General features: G+C 67.8%; 16 protein-coding genes, 1 tRNA gene and 1 pseudogene. 10 read left to right on the top strand and 8 right to left on the bottom strand.

All coding sequences use genetic code 11. The features are described from left to right. Window positions 1-29 precede the first annotated feature (29 nt). Window positions 30-740, top strand: coding sequence for an SDR family NAD(P)-dependent oxidoreductase (locus QN347_RS05930; protein ID WP_189675164.1), 711 nt, complete (start codon window positions 30-32; stop codon window positions 738-740). A 165-nt stretch (window positions 741-905) separates the two neighbouring features. Here QN347_RS05930 and QN347_RS05925 read toward each other — a convergent pair whose 3' ends face one another. From QN347_RS05925 to QN347_RS05915, 3 genes are all read right to left on the bottom strand, one after another. Further along, window positions 906-2,147: a cyclopropane-fatty-acyl-phospholipid synthase family protein gene (locus QN347_RS05925; RefSeq protein ID WP_322163019.1), complete on the bottom strand. Its 1,242-nt coding sequence runs from the start codon at window positions 2,145-2,147 to the stop codon at window positions 906-908. Between the two features lie 44 nt (window positions 2,148-2,191). Next, window positions 2,192-3,565, bottom strand: a complete 1,374-nt coding sequence (locus tag QN347_RS05920; RefSeq protein ID WP_322163017.1) for a deoxyribodipyrimidine photo-lyase — start codon at window positions 3,563-3,565, stop codon at window positions 2,192-2,194. A 64-nt stretch (window positions 3,566-3,629) separates the two neighbouring features. Then, window positions 3,630-4,568 carry a histone deacetylase gene (locus QN347_RS05915; protein WP_322163015.1) on the bottom strand — a complete coding sequence of 313 codons (939 nt, stop codon included), beginning with the start codon at window positions 4,566-4,568 and terminating at the stop codon, window positions 3,630-3,632. A 35-nt stretch (window positions 4,569-4,603) separates the two neighbouring features. Here QN347_RS05915 and QN347_RS05910 point away from each other — a divergent pair, with 35 nt between their 5' ends. The 8 genes from QN347_RS05910 (at window position 4,604) to QN347_RS05875 (ending at window position 12,532) form a co-directional block, all read left to right on the top strand. Beyond that, window positions 4,604-5,560: an alpha/beta hydrolase gene (locus tag QN347_RS05910; RefSeq protein ID WP_322163013.1), complete on the top strand. Its 957-nt coding sequence runs from the start codon at window positions 4,604-4,606 to the stop codon at window positions 5,558-5,560. Window positions 5,561-5,730: 170 nt separating this feature from the next. Continuing rightward, window positions 5,731-6,210, top strand: coding sequence for an RNA pyrophosphohydrolase (locus tag QN347_RS05905; RefSeq protein ID WP_189675169.1), 480 nt, complete (start codon window positions 5,731-5,733; stop codon window positions 6,208-6,210). Window positions 6,211-6,259: 49 nt separating this feature from the next. Beyond that, window positions 6,260-7,468 (top strand): hydrolase, encoded by a 1,209-nt coding sequence (locus QN347_RS05900; protein ID WP_322163011.1) that lies wholly within the window; start codon window positions 6,260-6,262, stop codon window positions 7,466-7,468. After that, complete coding sequence (locus QN347_RS05895) at window positions 7,465-8,481, top strand: arginine N-succinyltransferase (RefSeq protein ID WP_189675171.1); 1,017 nt, start codon at window positions 7,465-7,467, stop codon at window positions 8,479-8,481. Before QN347_RS05900 ends, QN347_RS05895 begins: the two co-directional genes overlap by 4 nt. Window positions 8,482-8,575: 94 nt before the next feature. Further along, a complete protein-coding gene (locus QN347_RS05890; protein ID WP_133189103.1) occupies window positions 8,576-8,794 on the top strand; it encodes a hypothetical protein in 219 nt (72 codons plus the stop codon). Between the two features lie 68 nt (window positions 8,795-8,862). Further along, the gene (gene cysD / locus QN347_RS05885; protein WP_323493986.1) at window positions 8,863-9,762 is read left to right on the top strand and encodes a sulfate adenylyltransferase subunit CysD; all 900 of its coding nucleotides are present in this window, start codon (window positions 8,863-8,865) and stop codon (window positions 9,760-9,762) included. Then, entirely contained in the window at window positions 9,762-11,780 is a 2,019-nt protein-coding gene (gene cysN, locus QN347_RS05880; protein WP_322163009.1) for a sulfate adenylyltransferase subunit CysN, read from the top strand. The genes cysD and cysN overlap by 1 nt, the downstream gene beginning before the upstream one ends. Beyond that, complete coding sequence (locus QN347_RS05875; protein WP_322163008.1) at window positions 11,777-12,532, top strand: 3'(2'),5'-bisphosphate nucleotidase CysQ; 756 nt, start codon at window positions 11,777-11,779, stop codon at window positions 12,530-12,532. Before cysN ends, QN347_RS05875 begins: the two co-directional genes overlap by 4 nt. Window positions 12,533-12,824: 292 nt before the next feature. Here QN347_RS05875 and QN347_RS05870 read toward each other — a convergent pair. Then, a tRNA-Arg gene (locus QN347_RS05870) sits at window positions 12,825-12,901 on the bottom strand. A gap of 131 nt (window positions 12,902-13,032) precedes the next feature. On the opposite strand from QN347_RS05870, the gene QN347_RS05865 reads away from it, so the two are divergent. Next, a complete protein-coding gene (locus QN347_RS05865; RefSeq protein WP_322163006.1) occupies window positions 13,033-13,506 on the top strand; it encodes a hypothetical protein in 474 nt (157 codons plus the stop codon). On the opposite strand, the pseudogene QN347_RS05860 reads toward QN347_RS05865, so the two are convergent. The 4 genes and pseudogenes from QN347_RS05860 to hemB form a co-directional block, all read right to left on the bottom strand. Further along, a pseudogene (locus QN347_RS05860) lies at window positions 13,503-15,720 on the bottom strand (spermidine synthase). The gene QN347_RS05865 and the pseudogene QN347_RS05860 overlap by 4 nt on opposite strands. Further along, complete coding sequence (locus tag QN347_RS05855; protein ID WP_322163005.1) at window positions 15,717-16,247, bottom strand: GNAT family N-acetyltransferase; 531 nt, start codon at window positions 16,245-16,247, stop codon at window positions 15,717-15,719. Before QN347_RS05855 ends, QN347_RS05860 begins: the two are co-directional and overlap by 4 nt. Next, window positions 16,244-16,789: a GNAT family N-acetyltransferase gene (locus tag QN347_RS05850; RefSeq protein ID WP_322163003.1), complete on the bottom strand. Its 546-nt coding sequence runs from the start codon at window positions 16,787-16,789 to the stop codon at window positions 16,244-16,246. The genes QN347_RS05855 and QN347_RS05850 overlap by 4 nt, the downstream gene beginning before the upstream one ends. Beyond that, window positions 16,786-17,778, bottom strand: coding sequence for a porphobilinogen synthase (gene hemB / locus QN347_RS05845; RefSeq protein WP_322163001.1), 993 nt, complete (start codon window positions 17,776-17,778; stop codon window positions 16,786-16,788). The genes QN347_RS05850 and hemB overlap by 4 nt, the downstream gene beginning before the upstream one ends. Window positions 17,779-17,795: the final 17 nt, after the last annotated feature.

Genomic DNA, 17,795 nt, shown 5'->3' with positions numbered 1-17,795 from the left:
GGGAGGGGCTCAAAGGGAGAGAGCCCCGAATGACCGACAAGCCACTCGCCAATCAAGTTGCCCTCGTCACTGGCGCAAGCCGCGGGATCGGCGCTGCAACCGCACTCGCGCTCGGCGCGGCGGGCGCACATGTCGTGATCACCGCGCGCACCGCGGCGGGGCTCGAGACGGTCGAGAACGCAATTTTCGACGCCGGCGGCTCGGCGACGATCGCGCCGCTCAACCTGACCGAGACCGACAGCATCGCGCGCCTCGGCACCGCGATCGGCGAGCGCTGGCCCGCGCTCGACATCCTGGTGCTCAACGCCGCGATGCTCGGGCAATTGTCCGCCGTCCCAGCGATCGACGCCAAGGAGATGGCGCAGGTGCTTACGCTCAACGTCAGCGCGCAGGCCGCGCTGATTGCGGCGTTCGACCCGATGCTGCGCAAATCGGCGCACGGCCGGGTGATCGGCCTCACATCCAGCGTCGGGCGCAAGCCGCGCGCCTATTGGGGAATGTATGGCGCATCGAAGGCGGCGTTCGAGACGCTGCTCTCGGCGTATGGCGACGAGATGGAGCTGATCAGCAAGGTCCGCACCGCGATCATCGACCCCGGCGCGACGCGCACCGCGATGCGCCACAAGGCGTATCCGGGCGAAGACCCCAAGTCGGTCAAGGATCCGTCGGTGGTGGCGGACCGGATCGTCGCTTTGCTGACCGAGGATTTCGCGACCGGACATTTCGAACGCGTCGAATAGAGCGCACGAGTCGAATAGAGTTCCCCTCACGCTTCCGGGAGGGAAGCCCTCAAAACTCCCCTCCCGCTTGCGGGAGGGGCTGGGGGAGGGAAATGCCGGAGGGCGCGGCGCGCGAGGCACGCCCCTCCCCTAACCCAGTTTGAGGTGAACGATGCCCCGCATCGTTCAGGTCATGCCGGGGGCATGACCGACCTCAAACTCGCAAGCGGGAAAGGAAATCTTCACCAGCGTGACATGGGCGACGTCGATCCCGCCGCCGCGAAAACCGCCTTCGCAATACATCAGATAATAGCGCCACAAGTCGATGAACGACCGGTCGAACTTGGCCGGCAACCGCCCAGCCGCGACCGCATCATCGAACGCCACGCGCCAGCGCCGCAGCGTCTCGGCATAATGCAGCCCGAAGGTGCGATTGTCCTGCCACTCCAGCCCTTCCGCCTCGGCCAGCGCGCGAAAGCGGCTCTCCGAAAGAAGCATTCCGCCGGGAAAGATGTAGCGCTGAATGAAATCGACATTCTCGGCATAGGCCGGGAAGATCGCGTCATCGATCGTGATGTACTGCAGCGCCGCGCGGCCGCCGGGCTTCAGTGCGCGCGCCACCGCGGCGAGATAGGCCGGCCAATATTCCTGCCCGACCGCTTCGACCATCTCGATCGAAGCGACCGCATCGTATTCGCCGGTAACGTCGCGATAGTCGATCCGCGACACCGTCACGTCGCTCAAGCCGGCCGCCGCGATCCGCTGCTGAACCGCAAGCTCCTGCTCGGCCGACAGCGTGATCGCATCGACGCTGAGCCCGCGCCGCGCCGCGGCTTCCGCAAACGCCCCCCAGCCACACCCGATCTCGAGCACGCGGTCCCCCGGCGCCACCGCCAGCCGGTCGAGGATCGCGTCGATCTTGGTCGCCTGCGCGGCCTCTAGGCTTTCCGCCGCCGACACCGGCTCGGCGAACAAGGCGCTCGAATAGGTCAGGCTCGGGTCGAGCCAGACGCGGTAGAAATCGTTGCCGAGATCATAGTGGAATTCGATGTTGCGCCGTGCGCCGACGCGCGAGTTGCGCCGCCGGCTGTTCGCGATGCGCCGCAGCGTACGGATCACCCCGCCCGAGCGCGCGGTGCCGCCGAGCGTCACGCGGTTGCGCATGAACAGCTCGAACAGCACGGTCGGATCGGGGCTCGCCCATTCGCCCTTGGACCAGGCGACGTACCAGCCGGCCGATCCGCCCGTCGCCAGCCGCAGCAATGCGCGCCAGCTGCGCAGATCGACCACCGCCGCCGGCCCCGGCGCACGGCCGCCGAGCAGCCGGTCGCGCCCGTCGGGCAAGTGCGCGGCAAGCGATCCCGCGACCAGACCTGCGTCGATCCGGTCGAGCAGGCGGTGAAACAATTTCGAGAAGGCCCCAAGCATCGCGCGCCCCCTCGCATCCATGCCCGCGTACCGCAACGGGATTTTCAGCGCGCCTGGCGTGCAGCCTCGAGCGCTCGCTCGCGTGCCTCGCGATGCCCGATGATTTTTGCGGGGTAGCCACGCGGGCGGCAGCCGGCGTCCTCGGGGTCGTGGATCGCATCACCCTTGATGCCGGCAAGCTCGGGCACCCATTCGCGGATATACTCCCCGGCATCGAATTTCGGCGACTGGACGAGCGGCGCCATGATCCGCACGAACATGTTCGAATCGATCCCGGTGCCTGCGGTCCATTGCCAGTTGACCGCGTTCGATCCGTAATCGGCATCGACCAGACAATCCCAGAACCAGCGCTCGCCCTTGCGCCAGTCGATCAGCAGATGCTTGATCAGGAAGCTCGCGGTGATCATCCGCACGCGGTTGTGCATCCAGCCCGTCGTCCACAGCTGACGCATCCCGGCATCGACGATCGGATAGCCGGTGCGGCCCTGCTGCCACGCCTCGAGATCGGCGTTGGCGGCTTTGCCCGTCCGCCAGGCGAGGTCATCGAGCGCGTCGCGACCGTTCTTGGTGCCATAATCGGGATATTGCTGGATGACGGTCTGCGCATAATCGCGCCACCCGATCTCGCTGAGGAAGACATCGACCGAGCCCCCCGCATCGGCGACCGCGTGCCACACTTGCGCCGCCGACACTTCGCCGAAATGCAGATGCGGCGACAGTCGCGAGCTGCCCTCGACCGAGGGCAGATTGCGCGTCTCGTCATAACGGTCGGCATGATCCGCGAACGCCTTCAGGCGTTTGTGCGCGCCCTTTTCGCCCGGCGTCCATTCCTTGCCGAACCCGGTCGACCAGTCGGGCTTGGTCGGCAGCAAGTCCCAGCCGGCCAGCGAATCGCTCTTCGGCCAGTGCGCCGGCGCGGGGATATGCGCGGGCACGTGGCTCGGTTCGGGCGGCGGCAGCGTCGCCTTGAGCGCGCGCCAGAATGGCGTGAAGATCTTGTACTGCCCGCCCGAGCCCGTCGTCACCGAGCCCGGCGGCGCGAGATAATTGCCGTCGTGGCACGCCAGATCAAGCCGCTTCGCCACCGCGCGCTCGGCATTGCGCCACCACGGCTCGAAATGGCGGATCGCATGGACGCGTTTCGCCCCGGTTTCCTCTGCGAGCTTGGCGAGTTCGACATCGCACACCCCGCGCCGCAGGATCAGCCGCGATCCCTTCGCGCGCAAAGCGGCATCGAGGCTTTTGAGGCTGTGATGCAGCCACCAGCGCGACGCGCCGCCCATCGCATAATGTTTCGGCGTGTCGTCATCGAGGATGTAGACCGGGATCACCGCCCCATCCTCGATCGCAGCGAGCAAGGCGGGCTGGTCGGCGAGCCGCAAGTCGCGGCGCAGCCAGAGAAGAACGGGATCGGTCAAGCACAGCCTCACAAACGAACGGGAGCGGCACCTCTTTAGGCACCCTGCCCCGCTTTCGTCATGCTCAACTTGACGGGAGCGCCATCGTTCCCGGAGTGGCGCGCGCCGCGTGATATGCGCGCCCCAAGGTCAGGATCACCGCGACATGCGTCGCGGCGAGCGCGCGGACGTCGTCGCCATACCCGCCCCCCACCGTGCTCGCGAGCGCGATGCCGCGCGTTGCGGCGACTTCGGCGATGAAGCGGTCGCGCGCGACGAGCCCCTCGGGTGTCAGCGCGAGCCGACCGAGCCGGTCGCCCGCGAGCGGATCGATCCCTGCCTGATAGAGGATCAGGTCGGGCCGATAGTCGCGAATCAGCGGCAGCAGCGTCGCTTCGAGCGTCGCGAGATACACGGCATCGCCGATCCCGTCGGCAAGCGGGACGTCGAGGCTCGAACGGGCTTTCCGCGCCGGGAAGTTCTTCTCGGCATGGATCGAATAGGTCGCGATTCCCGGCCGCCCGGCGGTGAGCGCCGCGGTGCCGTCACCTTGATGCACGTCGCAATCGACGATCAGCACGCGTGCGACATCGCCCTCCTCGATCAGCCGCACCGCCGCGATCGCGAGATCGTTGAACACGCAATACCCAGCCCCGGTCTCGGCGAGCGCATGATGGCTCCCGCCCGCGCTATTGGCGGCAAACCCACGCTCGAGCGCGAGCCGCGCCGCGAGCCACGTGCCCGCCGGCACGACCTGCGCGCGCGCCGCGACGCTCGGCGTCACCGCAAAGCCGATCCGCCGCTCCTTTTCGCGCGGCACGCGGGCTTCGAGCACTTCGGCGACATAGGCGGGATCGTGCGTCGCCTCGAGCCAGTGGAGCGGCATCGGCTCGGGTTCGTGCCAGTCGATCGCGCTCCCATGCGTGCGCAGCAGATCGCGAATCGCGGCATTCTTGCTGAGCTGGCTCGGGTTGGCCGCCTGGCCGTTCGCAACATAGGCTGGGTGATGGACGACCGCGATCATCCCCCCTAGGTAGGAGCAAACACGGCATAGACCAGATGGAGAGCAGCGTGACCGATCCGTATGTGCGCCCCGATGTCGCGGGCTTCCTCGCTTTCCTCAATAATATTCCCGGCCCCAAGATGCACCAGCTCGAGGCACCCGCCGCGCGCGCGACCTATGCCGCGATGAAGGACATTGCCGATCCGCCGGTCGGTGAGCTCGCGACGATCACCGACCTGAAGGTCCCCGGCCCCGCCGGCGACATTCCCGCGCGGCTGTTCGACACCGCTGCGACGCGCGCGGCGGGGCCGCTCGTCCTGTTCTTCCACGGCGGCGGCTTCGTGATCGGCGATCTCGACACGCATGCGAGCTTCTGCGCCGAAATCTCGCGCAGCCTCGACCTGCCCGTGCTCGCGGTCGACTATCGCCTCGCGCCCGAAAGCCCCTGGCCCGCCGCACCAGACGATTGCGAGGCGGCGGCACGCTGGGCGGCGGCGAGCCCTGAGGCGCTCGGTCGGTCGGTCACCGGCCTGATCGTCTGCGGCGACAGCGCCGGCGGCAATCTCGCGATCGTCACCGCGATGGCGCTGCGCGATGCGCCCGCGGCGGTGCCGGTGATCGCGCAACTGCCTTTCTATCCCGCGACCGACACGAGCCGCGAATATCCGTCCTACTCGCAGTTCGCCGATGGCTTCCTGCTGACGCGCGACAGCATGGAATGGTTCAACGCCGCCTATCAGGCCGAAGCCGAGCATATCCGCACGTCGCCGCTCAAGGGCGACCTTGCGGGCATGCCACCCGCGGTCGTGGTGACCGCGAGCCTCGACCCGATCCGCGACCAGGGCCGTGCCTACGCCGCGGCGCTGGCGGAGGCGGGCGTTCCGGTCGTCTTCCGCGAGGCGGTGGGCAACATCCACGGTTTCATCACGCTGCGCAAAGCGATCCCGTCTTCGGCGGAGGATGTCGCTGGTGCGCTGGCCGCCGCAAAAACGCTGATCGCCGAAGCCCTTTAATCCCCCCCTCCGGGAACCGGGGAGGCGGACAGCCAGCCTCCTTCAGGCTGGTGGTGAAGGGGGGCCGTCACACGCGTACCGCTCGCGGATAGCCCCCTCCATCCCTCGCTGAATGCTCAGGGTCCCCCTCCCCCGCTCCGCGCGGGAGGATTTCCTAACGAAAGTCCCCAATGACCGACCCCACCACCCTGCCTTATCGCCCCTGCGCCGGAATCATGCTGCTCAACGCCGACGGCCTCGTCTTCGTCGGCCAGCGGATCGATGCCGAGGTCGAGGCATGGCAGATGCCGCAAGGCGGGATCGACGATGGCGAGGACCCCGAGGCGACCGCTTTGCGCGAACTCGGCGAGGAAACCGGCATCGCGCCTAAGCATGTCGAACTGATCGCCGCCGCGCCGCACGAATTGTTCTACGATCTGCCCGAAGAGCTCGTTGGCCGCGTCTGGAAAGGCAAGTGGCGCGGCCAGCGGCAGCGCTGGTTCCTCTACCGTTTCCTTGGCAGCGACGCCGATATCGACATCGCGACCGAGCATCCCGAGTTCAAATCCTGGCAATGGATCCGCCCCGAGACGCTCCCCGACGTCATCGTCCCCTTCAAGAAGACGCTGTACGAGGACGTCCTCGCCGCCTTCGCGCCGCATCTGTCCTGACGCGGTGCCAGGGGTGGAGCGTACCGCGCAGACCGGCTAGACCGAGCCGATGGTGGGGATGACAGAAACAGACCGCGCGGCCGTCGCCTATGTCGCGACGCAGCCGATGCTGGCACAGGTCGAGGCCTGGTCGGCGATCAACAGCGGCACGCGCAATCTGGCCGGGCTGGCGGCGGTGGCGGATAAGCTCGCGGCGGCGTTCGGCGCGCTGCCGGGGGAGCTCGCGCTCGTCACGGGGGACACCGCCGAGAGCGTCGCCGCCGACGGGACCGTCACCACGCTCGATCACGGCAAGCATTTGCATCTCGTCGTCCGCCCCGATGCGCCGGTGCAGCTGCTGCTGACCGGCCACATGGACACGGTCTATCCGGTCGACCACGCCTTCCAGACGCTGACCTTCCGCGACGACGGCACGCTCAACGGTCCGGGCGTCGCCGACATGAAAGCCGGGCTCGCGGTGATGCTCGCGGCGTTGGAGGCCGTCGAGGCGAGCCCGCTCGCAGCGCGAATCGGCTATGAAGTCGTCATCAATTCCGACGAGGAAACCGGCTCCTTCTCCTCCTCGGCGCTGATCGCTCGCGCGGCACGCGGCAAGCTCGCCGCGCTGACCTACGAACCAGCCTTGCCCGACGGCACGCTGGCGGGCGCGCGCGGCGGCACTGGAAATTTCTCGATCGTCGTCACCGGCAAGAGCGCGCACGCCGGCCGCAATCCCGACGAAGGCCGCAACGCGATCGTCGCAGCGTCCGATCTCGCGGTGCGGCTGTTTGCGGTTCGCTCGCCCGCGCTCGCGGTCAATCCGGCTCGGATCGAGGGCGGCGGGCCGAACAATGTCGTTCCCGACCACGCCGTGCTGCGGATCAATTTCCGCCCGGCCGACCATACCGAGATCGCGCGCGCGCAGGCGGCCATCGACACGCTGGTGGCCGAAGTCGCCGCCGCGCACGACGTGACCATCGCGGTCCACGGCAGCTTCAACCGCCCGCCAAAACCGATCGACCCAGGCGCCGCCAAGCTCTTCGCGCTCGTCAAGGAATGCGGCGCCGCGCTTGGCCTCGACATCGCGTGGCGCGCGACGGGCGGGGTGTGCGACGGCAACACCATCGCGGCGTGCGGCGTTCCCGTCGTCGACACGATGGGCGCGCGCGGCGGTGCGATCCACTCGACCGACGAATTCCTGATCGTCGACTCGCTCCCCGAGCGCGCCGCGCTCTCAGCGCTGACGATCCTGCGCCTTGCCGAAAAGGGCTTATTGTGACCCACGTGATCCGCGCCGCGCGCGACAGCGATCTGCAGCCGCTCTACGAAATGGCCAAGCTCACCGGCGGCGGCTTCACCAATCTCCCGCCCGATCGCACCGCGCTCAAGGCCAAGCTCGATCGCAGCGCCGCCGCGTTCGCTCGCAGCGACGATGGCAAGGCCGACGACCTGTTCGTGCTCGTGCTCGAAAACGTCGCAACCGGCGAGGTGCGCGGCACCTGCCAGATCTTCACGCATGTCGGGCAGAGCTACCCGTTCTACAGCTATCGCCTCGGCACGCTGACGCAGCACAGCAAGGAGCTCGGCCGCACCTTCCGCGCCGACATGCTCGGGCTGACCACCGATCTCGAGGGCTGCAGCGAAGTCGGCGGGCTGTTCCTCCATCCCGGCGAGCGCGCCGGCGGACTCGGCATGCTGCTCGCGCGCAGCCGCTACCTGTTCATCGCGGCACATCGCGCGCGCTTTGCCGATCGCGTGCTGGCCGAACTGCGCGGGATCATCGACGAAGCGGGCGGATCGCCCTTCTGGGACGGGCTCGCGGGGCGCTTCTTCGGGATGAACTTCCAGGACGCCGATCAATTCAACGCGGTGCGCGGCCACCAATTCATCGCCGATCTGTTCCCCAAACACCCGGTCTATATCGCGATGCTCCCCGAAAGCGCCCGCGCGGTGATCGGTCTGCCGCATCCCTCGGGCCGCGCGGCGATGCGCATGCTCGAGAACGAAGGCTTCGCCTACGAGAACTATGTCGATATTTTTGACGGCGGCCCGACGATGATCGCCAAGACCGACCAGGTCCGCACCGTGCGCGATGCGCGGTCGTCGCGGATCATCGCGCTCGACGGCGATGGCGGCGATCCCGCGCTTGTCGCGCATGGCCGACTCGCCGAGTTCCGCTGCGCCTATGGCAATGTCCGTCCGTGCGACGGCGGCGTGGTGCTCGATCACGCCACCGCCGATGCGTTGCGCGTGAGCGAGGATTTCGTCGTGAGCCACGTCGCGCGCACCTGACCCCGGGTGTCGGGTTAACTGACAGGTAACCATCTTCGTACACGAAAACCCACGCAAAACGGCGCTTGGCCCGATCCTTGCTTAGCAAGATTGCATGTGGACCAAGATCTCCAGCCTGTTCGTCATCAAGACCAAGTTCGAAGCCTTTGCGGTGATCTACGCGCTGGCGCTCGGCGCGGTCGAGCGCGGGGTGCACTATCTTTCGCAATATCCCGGCATCGGTGGCTGGCTGCTGTTCGCGGTCTGCCCGATCGCGGTGTTCATGGCGGGAGCCCGCATCCTCGACTCGGTCGAACGCAACGCCGAGGCGTGAGCGCGCTTTAGACGCCAACAGGATAAGTTGATCGCGCGGCGGCGTTTCTGCACTATCTGCAACGCAGCATGACGACCCTCACCCACCTCCAGCGGCTCGAGGCCGAAAGCATCCACATCCTGCGCGAAGTCGTCGCCGAGGCCGAGCGCCCGGTGATGCTCTATTCGGTCGGCAAGGATTCGGCGGTGATGCTGCATCTTGCCCGGAAAGCGTTTTTTCCGGGCAAGCCACCCTTCCCGCTGCTCCATGTCGACACGACCTGGAAATTCCGCGCGATGTACGAATTGCGCGAACGCGCAGCGGTTGCGGCGGGGATGGAGTTGATCGTCCACCAGAACCCCGACGCGGTCGCGCAGGGGATCAATCCGTTCGACCATGGCAGCCGCCACACCGACATCTGGAAGACCGAAGGGCTCAAGCAAGCACTGACGCAGGGCGGCTTCGACGTCGCGTTCGGCGGCGCGCGGCGGGACGAGGAGAAGAGCCGCGCCAAGGAGCGGATCTTCAGCTTCCGTTCGGCGAGCCAGCGCTGGGATCCCAAGGCGCAGCGCCCCGAGCTGTGGCACCTCTACAATGCCAAGAAGGCCAAGGGAGAGAGCATCCGCGTCTTCCCGCTGTCGAATTGGACCGAGCTCGACATCTGGCAATATATCCTCGCCGAGCAGATCGAGATCGTCCCGCTGTACCTCGCCGCCCCGCGCCCGACGGTCGAGCGCGACGGGATGCTGCTGATGGTCGATGACGACCGCTTCCGCCTCGAACCCGGCGAAGTGCCGGTCGATCGCTCGATCCGCTTCCGCACGCTCGGCTGCTATCCGCTGACCGGCGCGGTCGAGAGCCAAGCGACGACACTGCCTGCGGTGATCCAGGAAATGCTGCTCACCACCACTTCCGAACGCCAGGGCCGCGCGATCGATCACGATCAGAGCGCCAGCATGGAGAAGAAAAAAGCCGAGGGGTATTTCTGATGGGCGCCAAGCCAGACCTCGTCGCCCCCGCGAAGGCCGGGGCCGCCGCGTTGGAGCGCGAAACGCCGGCCACCACGCCGCCATCCGGCGACCCCGGCCTTCGCCGGGGTGACGAATATGCCCCCGACTCCCTCATCGCGTCGGACATCGACGCCTACCTCCTCCAGCACCAGCACAAGTCGCTGCTCCGCTTCATCACGTGCGGCTCGGTCGACGACGGCAAGTCGACGCTGATTGGCCGCCTGCTCTACGATTCGCGCGCGATCTTCGCCGATCAACTCTCCGCGCTCGAGGCCGACAGCAAGCGCGTCGGCACGCAGGGGCAGAACATCGACTTCGCGTTGCTCGTCGACGGCCTCGCCGCCGAGCGCGAGCAAGGCATCACGATCGACGTCGCCTATCGCTTCTTCGCGACCGAGAAGCGCAAGTTCATCGTCGCCGACACGCCCGGCCATGAGCAGTACACGCGCAACATGGTGACCGGCGCTTCGACCGCCGATGCCGCGGTGATCCTGATCGACGCGCGCAAGGGCGTGCTGCCCCAAACCCGCCGCCACAGCTTCCTCGTCAAGCTGCTCCGGCTGCGCCATGTCGTGCTCGCGGTGAACAAGATGGATCTGGTCGAGTACGACCAGTCGGTATTCGACACGATCGTCGCCGACTATCGCGCCTTCGCCAGCGCGATCGGAATCGAGCGCTTCACCGCGATCCCGATCTCGGGCTTTGCCGGCGACAATGTCGCCACCCCGTCCGCAGCGATGCCGTGGTACGACGGCCCGACGCTGATCGAACATCTCGAAACGATCGACGTCGAAGCCGACGCCGCGCAAGCGCGCCCGTTCCGGCTGCCGGTGCAATGGGTCAACCGCCCAGACTTGGATTTCCGCGGCTTCTCGGGCCTGATCGCAAGCGGCAGCATTCGCCCCGGCGATGCGGTCCGCATCCTGCCCTCGGGCCGCACCACGACGGTCTCCCGGATCGTGACGATGGACGGCGACTTGCCAGAAGCCGTTGCCGGCCAGTCGGTCACGCTCACGCTTGCCGACGAGGTCGATTGCTCGCGCGGCGACGTCATCGCGCTCGCCGAGGCGCCGCCACAGGTCGCCGACCAGTTCCGCGCGACGCTCGTCTGGATGTCGGAGACGCCGCTGCTGCCCGGGCGCAGCTATTGGCTCAAGCTCGGCACGCAGACCGTCGGAGCGACGGTCCAGGAACCACGCCACGCGATCGACGTCAACACGCTCGCCGAGCTCTCGGTCAAGACGCTCGGGCTCAACGATATCGGCGTGGCGGAGGTCTACACCGACCGCGACATCGTCTTCGAACCCTTTGCCGAGGGCGCCGATCTCGGCGGCTTCATCCTGATCGACCGCGCGACCAACGCGACGGTCGCCGCCGGGATGCTCGATTTCGCGCTGCGCCGCGCGCAGAACGTCCATTGGCAGGCGATCGACATCACCAACGCCGCGCATGCCGACCAGAAGGGTCAGACCCCGCGGCTTTTGTGGTTCACCGGCCTGTCGGGCTCGGGCAAATCGACGATCGCCAATCTCGTCGAGAAGAAGCTGTTCGCGCTCGGCCGCCACAGCTTCCTGCTCGATGGCGACAATGTCCGGCACGGGCTCAACAAGGATCTGGGCTTCACCGATGCCGACCGCGTCGAGAACATCCGCCGCATCGGCGAGGTCGCCAAATTGATGACCGATGCCGGGCTGATCGTCCTCACCGCCTTCATCTCGCCGTTCCGCGCCGAGCGCGACATGGTGCGCGCGATGCTGCCGGAGGCATTCGTCGAGATCTTCGTCGACACGCCGCTGGCAGAGGCGGAGGCACGCGACGTGAAGGGCCTCTACGCCAAGGCGCGCGCGGGACAGATCGCCAACTTCACCGGCATCTCGAGCCCGTATGAGGCGCCCCAGCATCCCGACATCCGCGTCGACACGACGCGCGAGAGCCCCGAGGCGGCGGCCGAGCGGATCGTCGAACATATCATGGGCGTATGGAGTCACGACCTGTGAGCCAGCAGACCGACGCCCAACTCGCCCGCTCTGTGGCCCTCGCCGCCGCCGAGCTCCTGCGCGACCTGTGCGTTACGGGGGCCTGCCCGGATGCCGAACTGGGCGACCGAGGCGACACGGATGCGAATACGCTGATCCTGCGGCTGCTCCACGAAGCGCGCCCCGATGATTACGTCCTTTCGGAAGAAGCCGCCGATGACGGCCTGCGCTGCGCCGCGCGCCGCGTCTGGGTGGTCGATCCGCTCGACGGCACGCGCGAATTCCGCGAGCGGCGCGAGGATTGGGCGGTCCACATCGGCCTCGCTGTCGACGGCGTGCCCGTCACGGGCGCTGTCGCGCTGCCAGCGGTCCAACGCGTCTTCGCGACCGACGATCCACGCCAGCCGTTCGCCGCTGCCCCACAGCGCCCGCGCATGGTTGTCAGCCGCTCGCGCGCGCATCCGATCGTGCTGGCGGTGGCCGAGGCGATCGGTGCCGAGCTGGTGCCGATGGGCTCGGCCGGCGCCAAGGCGATGGCGGTCGTGCAAGGCGATGCCGAGATCTACCTCCACGCCGGCGGGCAATATGAATGGGACAATTGCGCACCCGTTGCGGTGGCGCTGGCGGCTGGGCTGTTCGCATCGCGAATCGATGGCAGTCCCCTCGTGTACAATTGCCGCGACCCGCTGCTCCCCGATTTGTTGATCTGTCGCCGCGAATATGCCGAGCACGTGCTCGCGGCGGTTGCCGCAGCAACCCACCTGCTGCCCTAACCATCCATACGTCACCCCGGGCTAATCCCGGGGTCCACCGGGCCGCACAGCGAGCCAGCGACGCCCTTGCTTTCGTAGCGCGACACCTGACTCATCTTCGTCACCCCGGGCTCGTCCCGCGGTCCACCGTGCCGCACAGCATGCCCGCCAAGCGCGCGTGGCACGGTGGCCCCCGGCACAAGGCCGGGGTGACGTCGGGCGCTGAGGATGTGCCCCCACCGACACCCCCAAAACGCAGAAAAGCCGGGACATTTCTGTCCCGGCTCATCGCCCGCCATCCGGCGGAAATAGGTGGTGCACCCAGAGCGATTCGAACGCCCGACCCTCAGATTCGTAGTCTGATGCTCTATCCAGCTGAGCTATGGGTGCAGTGGAGTGGCGCTGTTAGCGGCGTCTTTCGGGGGACGCAAGGGCGTTGCGTCACCTTTCTTGCCAGCATAGAGAATTTATCGATGAACCAGCCGCTTTTGCCCGCCCGCCCCGCCGCTTTTGCGCTGGCCATGACCCTCATTCTCGGAGGATGCGCCGCGCAGACGTCGACGCGTTATCCCTCGCTGCTCCCGCGCGCGATCGAATCCCGCAGCGATGCCGAGCCCGAATCCCCCGTGGTGCTTGCCGAACCCGAACCCTCGACCGATTCGGCGCTGGCCGACCTGCGCAAGACGCTCGACCGCACGAGCGCCGACTTCGCGCCCGCTGCGACGCGCGCCGAGCGGCTCGCCGACGCCGCCCGCGGTGACGCGCCCGGTGGCGAACGCTGGATCGCGGCGCAGACCGCGCTGGCCGAACTCGACGGTTATCGCGCAACGACGTCGGCCACGCTCTCCGCGGTCGATACGATGGCGTCGGACCGCATCACCGGCGGCAAACCCGAATATCCCGCGATCGCGACCCTCCAGACCGCGGCACAGGCCGCGCTCGAGGCGCAGAGCACACGCATCACCGCAATCTCGGCAAAGCTGCGTAGCGCCTAGCGGACGCCTTTGAGCAGCGGCAGGATCGTCGAATAATCGTCGGTCCACGGCGTGAACCCCGCGCGCACCGGGACCGCCCCCCATGCCGCGTTGCCGCGCTGCAACGCCGCGATGATCTTGGGGTCGTGCGACAAGGCCACCCATTGCGACTTGGTCGCGCCTGCCGCGTTGGCCTGCGGCGGACGATAGAGGAGCTGGACGGCGTGCCACCCCCCGACCTCAGCGGCGCCCGCAACGACGGGTTCGAGATCGAGGAAGCGGTTCGAGATGTGCACCAGCAACAGCCCGCGCGGCGCAAGCACGCGCGCATAGTTCGCGAACGCCTCGCGCGTCATCAGGTGCATCGGCACCGAATCGGACGAGTAGGCATCGAGCGCGAGGAAATCGAGCGATCCGCTCGCCGCGTGCGCAAGGTTGAGCCGCGCATCGCCGAGCACCACCGGGGCATCGGGCAGACAGCGCGACAGGAAGCTGAAGCGCGTCCGCGCGATTCGGACGATCGCCGGATCGATCTCGTAGAACCGCCAGTCCTGTCCGGGCTTGGCATAGCAAGCCACGGTCCCTGCCCCCAACCCGACGATGCCGACGCGTGCCGCCGGCCCGTACAGCGCCGGGACCGCCTGCAACGCTTGCCCGATGCCAGCACCCGGGACGTAATAGGTCGTCGCGGTCCGCTCGCGCGCGGGCGTGCCGAGCAGTTGCAAGCCATGCACCGTCGTGCCGTGCGCGAGTTCGCGTTCGCGCGGGTTTCCGCGGACGGTGTAGATGCCGAAATAGCTGCGCGTGCGCGCATCGGGCTCGAGCGAGATCATCACCGCGTGATAGCCACCGAATGCGATCAGCGATCCGAACATGGCAATCGCGAAAGCACGGCGCGATCCGATCGTCAGCAAGCCGAGCGCCACCATCACCATCAGCGTGATGTGCTGTGTCGGTCCGGGGCGACCGATCGGGCCGGGATAGGTGAGCACGAGCGCCACGAGCCCGACCACCGCGATCGCCACCCCATAGAGCAGGATCCGCTGCCGCTGCGCATTGCCGTCCCACAACCGCGCGACCACACCGAGCAAGGCGCGTTGCGGCGTCAGCACCGCCGCGGCGAGAATCAGGATCGGATATTCGTAGGTCCCGTCGAACAGCAGCGGCGCGAGCAGCGCCGAGAACACCCCCCCCGAGCGCCCCGCCGACCGACATCGCGAGGTAGAATCCGGTCAGCCGGTCGGGCTCGGGCCGCAGCCGGTACAGCGCGGTATGGAGCGCGACCGAGACGAGGAAGAGCACCGCCAGCGCCATGATCGCGCCGAGCATCGGCATCCCGGCCATTCCGCCGACGAGCAATCCGCCGAACAGCAGCATCGCGATCGGCGCGATTCGCGTCTGGATATCGGCAGTGGTGCGGTCGCTCGCAAACGCGATCGTAAAGCTCAGCAGATACAGCCCGAGGGGAAGCACCCACAGCAGCGGCATCGCGACGATATCGGTAGTGATCAGCGTCGAGGTCGCGAGCATCAGCCCCGACGGGACGAACGCCAGGAGGATCCAGTGCGCAACGCGTCGTCGCCCCGGCGCGGGCGACGTGGCGCGCGGTGCAGCATCGGCCACCGGCCCGCCGCGCGGCAGCGTCGCCGCGCACAGCGCCACCAGCAACCCGACTAGGATATAGCCGCTGCTCCACACCACGCGCTGCCCGTACAGAGCGAGCCCGGGCTCGACGAACAGCGGGTAGGCCAGCAGCCCGGCAAAGCTCCCGAAGTTCGACGCGGCGTACAGCGCATACGGATTATCGCCATGCCGCGTCAGGCTGAACCAGCGCTGCAGCAGCGGTGCCTGCGCCGAGATCGCGAAGAACAATGGCCCGATCGACAGTCCTAGCAGCCACGGCACCCAGATCGCGGGCTGCGCGGTCGGGCTCGGCTGGAGCGCGGTGAGCCCGATCGGCAGCCACAACCCCGCGACGAGCAGGACGCCGAGATGCGTCATCGCCTGCGCGCGTGGGTTCATCCGCCCGAGCCAGTGCGCATAGCCGTACCCGGCGAGCAGCAGCGCCTGATAGACGAGCATCGCCGAATTCCACACCGCCGGCGCGCCGCCAAGCCGCGGCAGCGCCATCCGCGCGACCATCGGCTGGACGAGGAAGAGCAGGAACGAGCTTGCCAGGATCGTCAGCACGAACAGCGGCCGGGCAAGGCGCATGGGAGCTCGGAGGGTCGTCATGCGGTCGGCCGATCGATTCGATAGAGGATGTGGCGCCGGAGCGGATCGCCCACGGCAAGACCCGGATGGTCGAAATCGCCACCCACGACGCGCGTCATGCCAAGCTGCTCCATCAGCCCCCAGCTGCGCGTATTGGCGGGGACGGTGATTGCGGTGACACGCGGAATGGTGAGGTTCGCCCAGCCCCAGGCGAGGCTCGCCTCGGCCGCCTCGCGCGCATAGCCCTGCCCCCACGCATCGCGCGCGAGCCGCCACGCAATCTCGGTTTCGCCCGCAAGGAAGCTGTCGCCCGGCTTGATCCCGCAGAATCCGATGAACGCGCCGTCGGCACGACGTTCGACCGCCCAGAAGCAGTAGCCATGCGCCGCCTGGCACGCGACCATCCGGTCATGCCCCTCGCGCGCGGCGTCGATGCTCAGCGGCGGGCCGAGATAGCGCATCACCTCAGGGTCCTGCCCCATCGCGTGCAACGGCGCGATATCGCGCTCGCGCCAGCCGCGCAGGATCAAGCGCTGCGTCTCGATCATGCGCGCGGACGGTCGATCACGTAGACCACGCTGTCGCGCAGCCGGTGCCCTTCGGCAAAGGCGGGATGCTCGAAATCGAGCGCGGGCGCGGCGTGCATGCCGATCCGCTCCATCAGCCGCTGGCTCGCGACATTCACGCGGGCGGTAATCGCGCCGACTTGGGCGTCGCGGCAGTTCGGCCACGCCCAGGCGAGTACCCCCGCCGCTGCCTCGCGGGCATAGCCCTGCCCCCAGTGCGCGGGCCCGAACATCCAGCCAATCTCGAGCGCGCCCGCCAGCGGCGTTTCGGGGTTACCGCGCTTCAGCCCGCAAAAGCCGAGCGGCACACCGTCCCGCGCGCGCTCGACCAGCCAGAAGCCGAGGCCTTCGCTGCGATACCCGTCGTGCCGCGCGATCGCGGCATCCGCCGCCGCTGCGTCCATCGCCGGCGCGAGATCGGCCATCACCTGCGGATCGCCGAACCAGCCATGCAGCGTCGCGCGGTCGCCCGGTCCGGGGACGCGCAACCGCAACCGCTCGGTCTCGACGACCGCGTCGCTCACGCGCCCAGCAAGCGCGCCGCGTGCGCCGCGTGATAGGTCAGCACACCCGAGCAGCCCGCGCGCTTGAACGCCATCAGCGTCTCGAGCACCATCGGGTCGCGCTCGGCGGCGCCGGCCGCGACCGCCGCCTCGATCATCGCATATTCGCCGCTGACCTGGTACGAGAACACCGGCACCTCGAACGCCGCTTTCACGCGCGCGACGATGTCGAGATACGGCAGCCCGGGCTTGACCATCACGCTGTCGGCACCCTCGGCGAGATCGAGCGCGACCTCGCGCAGCGCTTCCTCGGCGTTGGCAGAGTCCATCTGATAGGTCTTCTTGTCGCCCTTCAGCAGCCCGCGCGAGCCCACCGCATCGCGGAACGGGCCGTAGAAGGCGCTCGCATACTTGGCCGCATAGGACATGATCTGGACATTGTGATGCGAATCGCGCTCGAGCGCCTCACGGATCGCGCCGATTCGGCCGTCCATCATGTCCGAAGGGGCAATGATGTCCGACCCCGCCGCCGCCTGGTTGAGCGCCTGCGCGACCAGCGCGTCCGAGGTCGCGTCGTTGAGCACATAGCCTGCCGCGTCGAGCAACCCGTCATGCCCGTGGCTGGTATAGGGATCGAGCGCGACATCGGTCAGCACGCCCACTTCGGGCACCGCGTCCTTGAGCGCCTTCACCGCGCGGCACATCAAATTGTCGGGATTGATCGCTTCCTCGCCCGTCGCGCTGCGCAGATGCCCCGGCGTATTCGGGAACAGCGCGACGCACGGAATGCCGAGATCGCGCGCTTCACGCCCGCGTGCGACAATCCCGTCGACCGACCAGCGCGACACGCCGGGCAGCGAGGCGATCGGCTCCTCGACGCCGGTGCCTTCGGCGATGAACAGCGGCCAGATCAGATCGGCGGGGGTCAGCACCGTCTCGGCATAAAGCCGCCGGCTCCAGGCCGAGGCGCGAGTACGACGAAGGCGAAGCGCTGGATATTGGGCGGTCATGCTGCGCGTTCTGGAAC

This window comes from Sphingomonas sp. 10B4, from assembly GCF_035019905.1.
GTDB lineage: Bacteria > Pseudomonadota > Alphaproteobacteria > Sphingomonadales > Sphingomonadaceae > Sphingomonas > Sphingomonas glacialis.
The sequence above is the reverse complement of the archived record's forward strand: the minus strand, read 5'-3'. Positions and strand labels throughout refer to the sequence as shown.

Bases quoted from the DNA above. Each gene is read 5' to 3' on its own strand.
- QN347_RS05930 (WP_189675164.1), top strand. From the start codon at position 30: ATGACCGACAAGCCACTCGCCAATCAAGTTGCCCTCGTCACTGGCGCA.
- QN347_RS05925 (WP_322163019.1), bottom strand. From the start codon at position 2,147: ATGCTTGGGGCCTTCTCGAAATTGTTTCACCGCCTGCTCGACCGGATC.
- QN347_RS05915 (WP_322163015.1), bottom strand. From the start codon at position 4,568: ATGATCGCGGTCGTCCATCACCCAGCCTATGTTGCGAACGGCCAGGCG.
- QN347_RS05910 (WP_322163013.1), top strand. From the start codon at position 4,604: ATGGAGAGCAGCGTGACCGATCCGTATGTGCGCCCCGATGTCGCGGGC.
- QN347_RS05905 (WP_189675169.1), top strand. From the start codon at position 5,731: ATGACCGACCCCACCACCCTGCCTTATCGCCCCTGCGCCGGAATCATG.
- QN347_RS05900 (WP_322163011.1), top strand. From the start codon at position 6,260: ATGGTGGGGATGACAGAAACAGACCGCGCGGCCGTCGCCTATGTCGCG.
- QN347_RS05890 (WP_133189103.1), top strand. From the start codon at position 8,576: ATGTGGACCAAGATCTCCAGCCTGTTCGTCATCAAGACCAAGTTCGAA.
- cysD (WP_323493986.1), top strand. From the start codon at position 8,863: ATGACGACCCTCACCCACCTCCAGCGGCTCGAGGCCGAAAGCATCCAC.
- cysN (WP_322163009.1), top strand. From the start codon at position 9,762: ATGGGCGCCAAGCCAGACCTCGTCGCCCCCGCGAAGGCCGGGGCCGCC.
- QN347_RS05865 (WP_322163006.1), top strand. From the start codon at position 13,033: ATGACCCTCATTCTCGGAGGATGCGCCGCGCAGACGTCGACGCGTTAT.
- QN347_RS05855 (WP_322163005.1), bottom strand. From the start codon at position 16,247: ATGATCGAGACGCAGCGCTTGATCCTGCGCGGCTGGCGCGAGCGCGAT.
- hemB (WP_322163001.1), bottom strand. From the start codon at position 17,778: ATGACCGCCCAATATCCAGCGCTTCGCCTTCGTCGTACTCGCGCCTCG.